This window comes from Nocardioides sp. YIM B13467, from assembly GCF_042788075.1.
Lineage (GTDB): Bacteria > Actinomycetota > Actinomycetes > Propionibacteriales > Nocardioidaceae > Nocardioides.
In genome coordinates this window covers 634,217-646,414 of sequence record NZ_JBHZPJ010000046.1, presented here as the reverse complement: position 1 = coordinate 646,414, position 12,198 = coordinate 634,217, and the positions used below count along the sequence as shown (strand labels likewise).

At 69.8% G+C, this 12,198-nt stretch carries 10 protein-coding genes and 1 pseudogene; 7 read left to right on the top strand and 4 right to left on the bottom strand.

Annotated elements, in window-relative coordinates:
• Positions 1-39 precede the first annotated feature (39 nt).
• On the bottom strand, positions 40-717 hold the full coding sequence (locus ACFX43_RS10340; RefSeq protein ID WP_008360778.1) for a response regulator transcription factor: 678 nt from the start codon (positions 715-717) through the stop codon (positions 40-42).
• Positions 714-1,871 (bottom strand): sensor histidine kinase, encoded by a 1,158-nt coding sequence (locus tag ACFX43_RS10335; RefSeq protein ID WP_378820256.1) that lies wholly within the window; start codon positions 1,869-1,871, stop codon positions 714-716. Before ACFX43_RS10335 ends, ACFX43_RS10340 begins: the two co-directional genes overlap by 4 nt.
• A gap of 120 nt (positions 1,872-1,991) precedes the next feature.
• On the opposite strand from ACFX43_RS10335, the pseudogene phoU reads away from it, so the two are divergent.
• Positions 1,992-2,543: pseudogene (phoU, locus tag ACFX43_RS10330) on the top strand (phosphate signaling complex protein PhoU); the annotation flags it as partial.
• A 225-nt stretch (positions 2,544-2,768) separates the two neighbouring features.
• On the opposite strand, the gene ACFX43_RS10325 reads toward phoU, so the two are convergent.
• The gene (locus ACFX43_RS10325; protein ID WP_378820253.1) at positions 2,769-4,028 is read right to left on the bottom strand and encodes a lytic transglycosylase domain-containing protein; all 1,260 of its coding nucleotides are present in this window, start codon (positions 4,026-4,028) and stop codon (positions 2,769-2,771) included.
• 291 nt (positions 4,029-4,319) lie between these two features.
• Here ACFX43_RS10325 and ACFX43_RS10320 point away from each other — a divergent pair, with 291 nt between their 5' ends.
• Genes ACFX43_RS10320 through ACFX43_RS10295 form a run of 6 tightly spaced genes read left to right on the top strand, consistent with a single transcriptional unit; the run spans position 4,320 to position 10,817 of the window.
• On the top strand, positions 4,320-6,383 hold the full coding sequence (locus tag ACFX43_RS10320; protein WP_378820251.1) for a neutral/alkaline ceramidase: 2,064 nt from the start codon (positions 4,320-4,322) through the stop codon (positions 6,381-6,383).
• Positions 6,380-7,321, top strand: a complete 942-nt coding sequence (gene sph, locus ACFX43_RS10315) for a sphingomyelin phosphodiesterase (RefSeq protein WP_378820248.1) — start codon at positions 6,380-6,382, stop codon at positions 7,319-7,321. The genes ACFX43_RS10320 and sph overlap by 4 nt, the downstream gene beginning before the upstream one ends.
• Positions 7,322-7,330: 9 nt before the next feature.
• Positions 7,331-8,008: a class II aldolase/adducin family protein gene (locus tag ACFX43_RS10310; RefSeq protein ID WP_378820245.1), complete on the top strand. Its 678-nt coding sequence runs from the start codon at positions 7,331-7,333 to the stop codon at positions 8,006-8,008.
• On the top strand, positions 8,005-8,949 hold the full coding sequence (locus tag ACFX43_RS10305; protein ID WP_378820243.1) for a carbohydrate kinase family protein: 945 nt from the start codon (positions 8,005-8,007) through the stop codon (positions 8,947-8,949). The genes ACFX43_RS10310 and ACFX43_RS10305 overlap by 4 nt, the downstream gene beginning before the upstream one ends.
• Positions 8,950-8,952: 3 nt before the next feature.
• Positions 8,953-10,344, top strand: a complete 1,392-nt coding sequence (locus ACFX43_RS10300) for a flavin monoamine oxidase family protein (protein WP_378820240.1) — start codon at positions 8,953-8,955, stop codon at positions 10,342-10,344.
• Positions 10,341-10,817 carry an SRPBCC family protein gene (locus tag ACFX43_RS10295; RefSeq protein WP_378820237.1) on the top strand — a complete coding sequence of 159 codons (477 nt, stop codon included), beginning with the start codon at positions 10,341-10,343 and terminating at the stop codon, positions 10,815-10,817. Before ACFX43_RS10300 ends, ACFX43_RS10295 begins: the two co-directional genes overlap by 4 nt.
• On the opposite strand, the gene ACFX43_RS10290 is transcribed toward ACFX43_RS10295, so the two are convergent.
• Positions 10,811-12,145: a D-arabinono-1,4-lactone oxidase gene (locus tag ACFX43_RS10290; RefSeq protein ID WP_378820235.1), complete on the bottom strand. Its 1,335-nt coding sequence runs from the start codon at positions 12,143-12,145 to the stop codon at positions 10,811-10,813. The genes ACFX43_RS10295 and ACFX43_RS10290 overlap by 7 nt on opposite strands.
• Positions 12,146-12,198: the final 53 nt, after the last annotated feature.

The following is a 12,198-nucleotide window of genomic DNA, read 5'->3' as shown; positions in this document are numbered from 1 at the left end:
CACCTGGTGACCTCAGAACTCCCACGTCCCGTGGGCTCGTCAGAGGTCGAGCTTGTAGCCCAGCCCGCGCACGGTGACCAGGAACTTCGGCTCCGACGGGTCCGGCTCCAGCTTGGCGCGCAGGCGCTTGACGTGTACGTCGAGGGTCTTGGTGTCGCCGACGTAGTCGGAGCCCCAGACGCGGTCGATGAGCTGGCCGCGGGTCAGCACCCGGCCGGGGTTGCGCAGGAACATCTCCAGGAGCTCGAACTCCTTGAGCGGCAGCCGCTGCTCGTTGCCGTCCACGGTCACGACGTGGCGCTCCACGTCCATCCGGACCGGCCCGGCCTCGAGCGTCGCAGGGGCCGCGTCGGGCTCGGTGCCTCGGCGGAGGACGGCACGGATCCGGGCGACGAGCTCGCGCGGGGAGTAGGGCTTGGTCACGTAGTCGTCGGCGCCGAGCTCGAGACCGACGACCTTGTCGACCTCGTCGTCCTTGGCGGTCACCATGATGACCGGGACCGAGGAGGTGGCCCGGATCTGCCGGCACACCTCGGTGCCGGAGAGACCGGGAAGCATCAGATCGAGCAGCACGATGTCTGCCCCGTTGCGGTCGAACTCCTTCAGAGCGTCGGTGCCGTCCTCGGCGACGGCGACCTCGAAGCCCTCCTTGCGGAGCATGTAGGACAGTGCCTCGCTGTAGCTGGCTTCATCTTCGACGACGAGTACCCGGGTCACGGGCGTTCCTCCTTGCTTGTGCCGGACTTCCCGGCAGTTGGTAGGTGCTGGGGCAGGGTGAGGGTGAAGGTGGAACCCTGACCCTCCTGCGACCAGACCTTGACCTCGCCACCATGCGTAGCGGCGACGTGCTTGACGATCGACAGGCCGAGCCCGGTGCCGCCGGTGGAGCGGTGGCGGGCCGGGTCGACGCGGTAGAAGCGCTCGAAGATCCGGTCGATCTCCGTGGACGGGATCCCGATGCCCTGATCGACCACGGAGATCTCGACGGAGCCGTCGGTCGCGCGGGTCGAGACGGTCACGGTCGAGCCGGGGTCGGAGTAGGCGACCGCGTTGGAGACCAGGTTGGTGACCGCGGTCGAGACCTGCTCGTCGTTGCCGAAGACGTGCAGCCCGGCGGTGCCGGCGCTGACCACTTTGATGCCCTTGGCGTCGGCATCGACCGTCGAGGCGTCGACGGCGGCCGCGATGACCTTGTCGACGTCGACCGCGATCGGAGCCTCCAGGGGCTCGTCGCCCTGGAGCCGGGAGAGCTCGATGATCTGCTGGACGAGCTCGGTCAGGCGCTCGGACTCCGTGATCATCCGGTTGGAGAAGCGGCGTACGGCCTCGGGGTCGTCGGAGGCCTCGGTGACCGCGTCGGCGAGCACTCTTATCGCGCCGACCGGCGTCTTGAGCTCGTGGCTGACGTTGGCGACGAAGTCGCGGCGTACGGCCTCGACGCGGCGCTCTCGGGTGCGGTCCTCGACCAGGGCGAGCGCCAGGCGGGTGCCGAGCGGAGCGACCCGGGCGGTGACGTGCCGGGAGGCCCCGTTGGCGCGCGAGATCACCAGCTCGGTCTCCCGGATCTGGCCGTCACGGCGCACACCGTGGACGAGCTCGGAGAGCTCGGGCGAGACCAGCGAGGTGCCGCGCACCAGACCCAGGGCGTACGCCGGAGCGCTGGCCTTGAGCACCGTGTCGTGCTCGTCGACGACGACGGCGCTGCTGCGCAGGACCGAGAGGACCGCGGCCACCTCGGAGGGAACCTTCGGGGGCTCGACCTCGGGGATCCGGCGGCGGGAACGTTCGCTCATCGCCCACGCAAGCACCGCCGCTCCGGCGACGACAGCGCCGAGGAGCGCAGCAAGAAAGGCCTGCGTCGTCGAGTCCACACGATCAGGGTAAGCCCATCAAACACCCTTTCTTCACCTCTGGACGTCTCCGCGCCGAACGTTCACCGTCGGTTCACTCGGGATGGAGATCAGTACATGTCGTGTGTCTAGGATCGGCCCATGCGCGCTGCTTTCCATGAGGACCTCGATGCCATCTTCACCGATCTCACCAGTGTTTGTGAGCTGGTGTCGGTGGCCGTACGCGACGCCACCACCGCTCTCCTCGAGGCCCGCAACGACCTCGCCGAGCAGGTGATCGACAAGGATGTCGAGATCGACGACGCCCGCGAGCGCATCGAGGAGAACGCCCTCGAGCTGCTCGGCCTCCAGTCGCCGGTCGCCGGCGACCTGCGCGTGGTCGTCGCCGCGCTGCGGATGATCTCCGACCTCGAGCGGATGGGCGACCTCTCCGTCCACGTCGCCAAGATCGCCAGGCTGCGTACGCCGAACAAGGCCGTCCCCGAGCTGGCTCAGCCGACCATCGCCAAGATGGCCGAGATCGCCCAGCAGATGGTCGAGCGCACCTGCGAGATCCTCCGCACCCGCGATGTCTCCGCCGCTCAGGACCTGGTCGCCGACGACGACGAGATGGACCAGCTGCGACGCAAGTCCTTCGCCGAGCTGCTGGGCCAGGACTGGACCCACGGCGTCGAGCCCGCCGTCGACGTGGCTCTCCTGGGCCGCTACTACGAGCGCATCGCCGACCACGCGGTCACGGTCGCCAACCGGGTNTGCCCGCGCCGCTGTAACACGTCGTTCGTAGGACTACTCGCCCTATCAGAACGACCAGATAGTCCTACGAACGACGTGTTACAGCGGCGGCAGACCCGCGATCAACTCTCAAGATGTGCCGAAGCGGCCCCTCCGGATGGTGGGGCCGCTTCGCATTTGGCTTGGCTACTTGACGAGACCGAGCAGCCTCAGCAGGCCAGTCAGGATGCCGCCGACAGCACCGGTCGCCTCGTTCACGGTCTTCCCCTGCAGTTGCGCCACGCAGTCGGTGATCGTGCTCTGCGGGACGGTGCGGGCGAGGACGGAGCCGACCTGGTCGATCACCGCATTGGTGCAGATCGTGGTCAGCTCGGCGACGGTCGCGACCACCTTCTCGACCGGCTGGGTCACCGGCTCGAGCGCCTTCCCCGGGTCGGTGGTGGTGCCGCCGCCGTCGTCACCGCCGCCCCCGGTGCCACCACCGTTGCTCCCTCCGGGAGTCCCACCGGACGGGGCCTCGCTGGAGGGGCCGGAGGGAGACTGCGAGGAGCCGCCGCGCGGGCCGGCCTGCTGGCCGCCTGCTCGGAACTCGCGGTCCTTCTGCTTCGAAGACTTGGGAGCCTCCATCCGCGGGATCGCGTAGTCGACCGGGACCGTGCTGTTCGGGATCGAGGTGAAGTCGCCGGAGCGGTAGGCCTCGGCGACACCGAGCACGGTCGTGACGTACGACTGGCTGTGGTTGTAGCGGAAGACCGCTGCCCGCGCGCCCTGGTCGGTGGAGAGGTCGTCGTTGCCGGAGCAGAGGTAGACGGCGGAGGCGAGGGCGGCGTCGTTGATGTCCTGGGGGTTGCGCTTGCCGTCACCGTCGGCGTCCACGCCGACCATCGCCCAGGTGGAGGGGATGAACTGCATCGGGCCGACCGCGCGGTCGTAGCTGGTGTCGCCGTCGTACTGCCCACCGTCGGTGTCGGTGATCTGGGAAACGTTGCCCTTGCCGTTGAGCGGGACCCCGTAGATGCCGGGAGTGGAGACGCCCTCGGCGCTGAGGCGGTTGTCGTTGGCGCGCCCGTGGTTGGACTCGACCCGTCCGATCGCGGCGATCAGCGGCCAGTCGATCTTGCAGGCGGCGTCGGCGGCGTTGATGACGGTGGCTGCACGCTGGTAGGCGGCGAGCGCGGCGGACGGGATCCCGGCGGCGCTGGCCGTCCCGGGCAGCGACTTGTCGACTTCGTTGGTCGAGGCCGACACGCTGGCCGGCGCCTCGATCGCCTCGGCCGGGACCGATGTCCCGTCGGGCAGGCTGAACGCGTCGTCGTATCTGGTCCCTGATGCGGTGGCACTCGACTGCGTCAGACCGGTGACGTTGACCGTCCAGGCCGCGCTCAGCACGGCGAGCGGAACGAGCGCGGTCGCCTTCTGAAGGCGGCTGTAGCGCGAAGCGGACATCGAATCTCCCCTGGTGATCACCGCACTGAAATCGTACGGAGGTCGTGCTCCCTCATGCAACGTTCAAACGAACCGTCTCACGTCGAAGTTACGCGCGTCACGTTTTACGTGAACATAGCGTTCCACTAATCGAGACGCCTGTGAGACGGATGAAAGCTCCAGTTCATGACGCCGAACCCGGATCCGAAACATTCTGGTCCCAATATGTGGGTCAAGTGACCAGGACGATTGACCGAACGAATGAAAAAGGTAATCCTCATCACACCGCAACCCGGCGAGAGGATCCGACCGATGAGACATCACCGTTCGAGTACGACGTGCGCCAGACTGCTGGTCGCCGCCCTTGCCGCCGCTGTGCTGGTGCTCGGGCCATCACCCGGGCCGGGGCCGAGCAGCGCGAGCGCCGCCTCCGAGTCGGCGTACCTCGTCGGCCGTGGCATCGCGGACGTCACCGGCGAGCCGGGGGAGAACGGCATGATGGGCTACGCCGACCTCGCGCAGAGCACGACGGGCCTCCACATGCGTCAGCGCGCCCGAGCCTTCGTGATCGCCGACGCGGCGAGCGGTGAGCGCGTGGTCCACGTCGTGGCCGACGTCGGGATGATCTTCCAGGGCGTGCGCGACGCAGTGCTCACCAAGCTCGAGCAGCGGTACGGCGACCGCTACGGCGAGCGCAACGTCATGCTCACCGCGACCCATACCCACGCCGGGCCGGGCGGGTTCTCGCACCACAACCTCTACAACATCACGACGCTCGGCTACCACGAGAAGACCTTCCGGGCGGTCGTCGACGGCATCGTCGCCGCGATCGGACGCGCCGACGCCGACCTCGCGCCGGCCGACCTCAGCCTGTCGACCAGCCAGCTCACCAACGCCAACGTCAACCGCTCCAAGCAGGCGTTCGACCGCAACCCGGAGGCCGACAGGGCGTACTTCCCCAACGGCACCGACACCCGAAGCACCACTCTTCAGGTGCGGCGCGCAGGCGAGCTCGACGGGATCATCAACTGGTTCCCCGTGCACGCCACGAGCATGTCGACCAACAACACGCTGATCAGTCCCGACAACAAGGGCTATGCGGAGTACGTCTGGGAGCGGCAGGTGCGGGGTGTCGACTACATCGACGACACCGATCCCGACTTCGTGGCGTCGTTCGCGCAGTCCAATGCCGGCGACATGTCGCCCAACCTCAACCTGCAGCCGACGGACGGCCCGACCAAGGACGAGTTCGAGAACACCCGCATCATCGGCACCCGGATGTTCGACGCGGCCCGCGAGGGGCTCGAGTCCGACAAGCGGTCGCTCGAGGGCGGCATCGACTCGCGCATCGTCTACGTGGACCTCAGCAAGGTCGCCGTACGGCCGGAGTTCACACCCGACGGCAAGCCGCACAACACCTGCTCGGCTGCGCTCGGCGCCTCCTTCGCAGCCGGCAGCACCGAGGACGGCGGTGGCGGACTGCCGATCTTCAAGGAGGGCAAGGACGGCGGCAACCCCCTGGTCGGGCTGATCTCCGGAGCGCTCTACACCGGGTCGCCCGAGCTCAAGGCCTGCCAGGCGCCGAAGGAGGTGCTGCTCCCTGTCGGCGATCTCGACCTGGTGCAGCAGAAGCTGCCGGTTCAGCTGATGAAGATCGGCGACTTCTACATGGTCGGGATGCCGGCGGAGGTCACCGTGGTGTCGGGTCTGCGGATCCGACGGGCCGTCGCCGAGGCCGTAGGCACCGATCTCGAGAACGTCTTGGTCCAGGGCTACGCCAACGCCTACGCGCACTACCTGACGACGCCGGAGGAGTACGACTCCAAGGAGTACGAAGGCGCGAGCACGCTGTTCGGTCGCTACGAGCTGCCGGCCTTCATGCAGGTGGCCGCCGATCTCGGCACGGCGATGCGCGCCGAGGTCGACGTACCGCAGGGGGAGAAGGAGGCCGACCGGAGCGCCTGGCAGCTGCCGTCGCCCAGTGGTGCCGTACTCGTCGATGCGCCGCAGATCGGCCGTAGCTTCGGCGACGTGCTGAGCGCGCCGGGCTCGATCTACCGCCCCGGCCAGCAGGTCAGCGTGGTCTTCGCCGGCGCGCACCCCAACAACAACCTCCATCTCGGTGGCAGCTACCTGGCCGTCGAGCGCAAGGTGGGTACGACCTGGCAGCGGATCGCCGACGACGGCGACTGGTCGACGAAGTTCCGCTGGGCGCGCGACGGCATCGCGGCCTCCAAGGTGACGATCACGTGGGACGTCCCACCTGGCACGGCGTCAGGGAGCTACCGGATCCGCTACTTCGGCGATGCGCGCAGCCTGCTCGGGACGGTCTCGCCGTTCACCGGCACCTCGCCGGTCTTCGGGGTCAGCTCGTGAGCCGGGTCGTGGGTCGGGTGGTGGGTGTCGCTCTGCTGGCGGCGTCGGGGCTCGCGCTCCCGGGAACCGCCGCGGCCGCGCCCGAAGCGGCGGCCGACACGCCGCGAGTGCGAGTGCTCACGCACAACGTCCAGATGCTGCCGGCGATCATCGGCGGCAAGGCCAACGGCACCCGGGCGGAGCTGATCGCGAAGGCCGACTACGTGAAGGGCTACGACGTGGTGGTCTTCGACGAGGCCTTCGACAACGGTCCCTCGGAGACCCTCAAGAGCCGGCTCGCGGCGCAGTATCCCCACCAGACGCCGGTGCTCGGGCGCTCGAGGTCGGGCTGGGACGAGACCCTCGGCGCCTACTCCTGGCTGACCCCCGAGGACGGCGGCGTGACGATCCTGAGCAAGTGGCCGATCACCCACAGGATCCAGTACGTCTACAGCGGCGGCTGCGGCGCCGACGCGCTGTCCAACAAGGGCTTCGTCTACGTGCAGCTGGATGTCGACGGCACTCCTGTCCACGTCGTCGGCACCCACGTCCAGGCGGAGGACCCGCTCTGCTTCGGCGACGGCGCGGCCGTACGCGCCGAGCAGTTCGCGGCGATCGACGAGTTCCTGGACGGCCTGGCGATCCCGGCCGACGAACAGGTCATCGTGACCGGCGACCTCAACGTCGACAAGGCCTCGCCCGAGTACGCCGACATGCTCGCGGCCACCGACACCGTCGCCCCGACGTCGTACGCCGGGCACCCGTTCAGCTGGGACCCGACGACGAACCCGCTCGCCACGGGCGGGCAGGAGCACCTCGACTACGTGCTGCATCGCCGCGGCCACGTACGCCCGCGGGTGTGGACCAACACGGTGCTCACGCCGACGTCGCCGACCTGGGAGTACGCCGGGACGTCCTACACCGACTACTCCGACCACTATCCCGTCGCAGGCAGCTGAGGAGCTCCGATGACCGTCACGTCGAACCCTCTGGCCGCCGAGCGAGAGGCGGTCGCCGATGCCTGCCGGGCGTTGGCGGCCGAGGGCCTGGTCATCGGTACGGCGGGCAACGTCAGCGTGCGCTCCGGTGACCTGGTCGCGATCACCGCGACCGGGGCGTCGTTCGCCGAGATGACCGCAGAGCAGGTGACCGTCCTCGACCTCGACGGGCAGGTCGTCGCGGGTGAGCTCGCGCCGACCTCCGAGGTCGACCTGCACCTCGGGCTCTACCGCCGCCGGGAGACGGGCGCGATCGTTCACACGCACGCGCCGATGGCCACCGCGCTGTCGTGCGTCCTTACCGAGCTGCCGTGCGTCCACTACGGCCTGCTGGCGCTCGGCGGCACGGTCCGCGTGGCCCCGTACGCGACCTTCGGTACGCCGGAGCTCGCCGAGCTGGTCATCGAGGCACTCGAGGACCGCGCCGGCGCGCTCATGGCCAACCACGGCGCGATCACCCATGCGGCCGACCTGGCCAAGGCGGTCGAGCTGGCCCTGCTCCTGGAGTGGGGCTGCACCGTCTACTGGCGCGCTGCCGCCATCGGCACCCCGCGCGTCCTCGACGAAGACCAACAGGCCGCGGTGATCCACGCCGCCCTGACCCGCAGCTACGGCACCACCCGCCCCTCATCACAGGAGAACTCGTGACCACTTCCCCCACCGTCGTCACCCTCGGCGCACACGTGCTCGACACGCTGGTACGCCACGTCGAGTCGATCCCCGAAGGACAGGACGGCCAGCTGGTCGACGAGATCCGGGTCACCGCGGCCGGCCCCGCCGGTGGCACCGCGCTGGTGCTCTCCAAGCTCGGCGCGACCGTGGTCAGCGCGGGCGCGATCGGGACCGACGCGGTCGGCGACCAGCTGCTCTCGCTGCTGCAGCGCGACGGCGTGGACACCGAGCATCTGGTACGCCGCGAGGACCACCAGACCTCGGCGAGCGTGCTCCCGATCCGCCCCGACGGGTCGCGGCCGGCATTCCACGTGATCGGTGCCAACGGCGCCTACGGAGCCGACGACGCGCCGCTGGACGTGATCGCCGCGGCGGACCATCTGCACCTCGGCGGCCCGGAGTTCATGGGCGGCGACGCGGCTGCGAAGATCCTCGCCCACGCGCGCGACAACGGCGTGACCACCTCGCTCGACTCCCTCGCGCCCGGCGACCCCGGCATGTTCGAGTGGATCGCGGCCGCGTTCCCCTATGTCGATCACCTGCTGGTCAACGACGAGCAGGCGCTCGGCTGGACCGGCGCCGCCGACCTGGAGGCGGCCTGCCGCAAGCTGGTCGAGGCCGGCGCCGGCTGCGTGGCCGTGACTGCCGGCGCCCAGGGCGCGGTCGTGGTGACTGCGGACGAGACGGTCCGGGTGCCGGCGTACGACATCGAGGTGGTCGACACCACCGGGTGCGGCGACGCGTTCTCGGCGGGCTACATCCGGGGTCTCGCGCTGGGCCGGACGCCCGCCGAGGCGGCCGGGCTGGGCTGTGCGACCGCCGCTCAGGTCGCCGGCGGTCTCGGGTCCGACTTCGGCAGCTTCGATCTCGCCTCGGTCGAGAGCTTCGCCGCTGACGCGGCGCTCAAGGAGGCCTGAGCAGTGCCGCGGGCAGCTCGGGTCGACGTGGCGATCGTCGGCGCCGGCCTGGCCGGGCTGACCGCCGCTCGTGCCCTGGTGGCCGCGGGCCGCAGCGTCGTCGTACTCGAGGCGCGCGACCGGGTCGGCGGCCGCACCCTCAACCACGACCTCGGCGACGGCCAGGTCGTGGAGGCCGGCGGGCAGTTCGTCGGACCGACCCAGAACCACATTCTCGGGCTGGCCGCCGAGCTGGACGTCAAGACCTTCCCGGCGTACACCGAGGGTGAGGCGGTCTACGTCCGCGGCGGCCGCGCCAAGCGCTACGCCGGGGACATCCCTCCGGACCCGGCGGCCCTGGCGGATGTCGCGGTCACGCTGGCGCGTATCGACCGGCTCGCCCGGCGCATTCCGTTGGGCGAGCCGTGGCAGGCACGCAACGCCGCACGGCTGGACGCGGTCACATTCGACTCGTGGATCCGCGACACCACTGTCAGTGCCGCCGGCGTCGACCTGGTCAACATCTTCTTCGGCTCGGCCTACGGCGGCACCGCGGCGGATGCCTCGGCTCTGTTCAGCCTCCACTACGTCGCCGGCATGGGCGACGAGAACCACCCCGGCTCGATCACCCGTGGGATCGGTGTGGAGGGCGGAGCTCAGCAGGATCGTTTCGTCGGCGGGTCGCAGGGGGTCTCGCTGGCGATGGCCGAGCAGCTCGGCGACCGGGTGGTGCCGAACGCTTCGGTGCGCGCGATCGAGCAGAACGGCCGCACCGTGAAGCTGCGTACCGACGCGGGTGTGTGGCAGGCCGGGCATGCGATCGTCGCCGTCCCGCCCCCGCTCGCCGGCAAGATCTCGTGGTCACCGTTGCTGCCCGCTCCGCAGGCGGCTCTCTTCGATCGGATGCCGATGGGCAACCTGATGAAGTGTGAGGCGGTGTACGACGAGCCGTTCTGGCGCGCGGACGGGCTCTCCGGGCAGGCCACGTTCCGCTCGCCCGACTCGGCGATCTGCTCGATGTTCGACAACACCCCGCCGAGCGGCGGACCCGGTGTGCTGATGGGTTTCCTCGGTGGCCGTGCCTGGCGGGCGCTGTCCCACCGGCCGCCTCGCGAGCGCCGGGCCGCCGTGCTGCGTACCTTCGCGCGGGCTGTCGGGCGGGAGGCGCTGCGCCCGCGCGACTACTTCGAGCAGGACTGGTCGAGCGAGGAGTGGACCCGGGGCGGGCCGACCTCGGTTCTGGCCCCCGGCGTACTCACCGCCCTCGGCGCCTGGCGGGACCGGCCCTTCGGGCTCGTGCACTGGGCCGGTGCGGAGCACGCCGACTACTGGAACGGCTACATGGACGGCGCCGTCCGCTCCGGCCGCGACGCCGCGGCTGCCGTGATCGACGTGATGGAAGGAAATGAGAGATGAGCATGACCGAGCTGAGCGAGACCGCTGTGCTGGCCGTCCCTGTGGAGCGGGTCTGGCAGGTGGTGTCGGCAACGAACCGGTACGCCGAGTGGGTGGACGGCGTCTTCGAGGTGACCGACCATCACGGCGAGGCCGAGGTCGGCCGCACCTACGCCGAACGTAACCGCACCATCGGACCGCTGTCCACGCGGTCGACCTGGACGGTCAGGGAGATCGAGCCGCTGACGACCCGCATCGACACCGGTGAGGGCTTCGCCCCGTTGCACGAGATGACCAACGTCTTCCGGTTCCGGCCGGTCGCTGTCGACGGTGTCGACGACGCCGGCACTGAGATGACGTACGCCGTCCGTTACCGCGTCGGTCTCGGCCCGCTCGGTGCGGTGATCGACAAGATCACCCAGCCCGGGCTGCGGAAGGCGTTCCAGCAGTCGATGCGCAACCTGGAGGACCTGATCGTCGCCGAAGGTCAGTGACGGGTCGGCGAGGTCTGGTGCTTGGGGAGGCCGAGGACCCGGTCGACGTACGGGTTGGCGAAGACGCCGGTCGGGTCCAGCTCGTCACGTAGCGCGGTGAAGTCGCCGAATCGCGGGTATCGCTCGGCGAGGTCGGCCGCGGTGAGCCGGTGCATCTTGCCCCAGTGCGGACGCCCGTCGGCAGCGCCGAGGATGTCCTCGCAGACGGAGAACCAGCGCTCGTGGGCCATCCGGTGGTACTGGTGGAAGGCGACATACGCGACGTCGCGGTCGTACGCCGGCGAGAGCCAGATGTCGTCGCTCCTCACGAAGCGGACCTCGAGCGGGAACGACACCTTCTCGTCATGGGTGTCGACCCACTGCCGGAGCTCGCGGAGCACGTCGCCGATCGCGGCCCGCGGGACGGCGTACTCACCCTCGCGGAAACGCACGTCGCGGTGGGACGCGAACACGTTCGGGGCCAGGTCGGTGAAGTCCCTGGACGACACCGCGCGGGTCACGAACCGGGTGATCCCCGGCACCAGGCCAGGGAAGCGGGTGCCGACGCGCAGCAGTGCCTCGAAGCCGATGTTGGTGACGATCTTGTCGTCGAGGGTCCTGGCGAGCGTGCTCATCGGGTTGAGCTCGGCGTCGCCCGGCAGCCGCTGGAACCGGCGCGTCAGCGCGGTCGTCGTGTGCGGGAACCAGAAGAACTCGAAGTGGTCGTTGCTCGCCACCAGCTCGTCGAGCCCGTCGAGCGTGTCATCGAGCGGCATCGGCGCGTCGACCGCGCGTAGCGCGTAGAGCGGGACGCACTGGAGCGTCACCTTGGTGATCACGCCGAGCGCACCGATCGAGACCCGCGCGGCCTCGAAGAGCTCCGGTCGTTCCTCGCGCGAGCACGTCACGACGGACCCGTCGGCGAGCACCAGCTCGAGCGCGCGGATCTGGTTGGAGATGCTCCGGAACCTCTCGCCGCTGCCGTGGGTTCCCGTCGAGACCGCGCCGGCGATCGTCTGCCGGTCGATGTCGCCGAGGATCTCCATCGCCAGCCCGTGCTGGGCGAGCATCGGGTTGAGCCGGTGCAGCGGGATTCCGGCCTCGACCGTGACCAGGCCCGATTCGGCGTCGACGGAGAGTACGCCGTCCAGCCGGTCCGGCCGGAGCTGCAGGCCGGGGGCGACTGCCGCGCCGGTGAAGGAGTGCCCGGACCCGATCGCGCGCACCGTCAGGCCGTCGGCGACGGCAGCCTTCACGGCGGCCGCGACCTCATCGGTCGTCGCGGGCGTGGCCACGCGGGCGGGGGTCGCCTCTTCGGTACCGGCCCAGTTGCGCCATCGAGTGCTCATGGATGGGTTCCCTTCTGTGGGCAGTCGGGCCTCAGGATGACGCAGGTCACAAC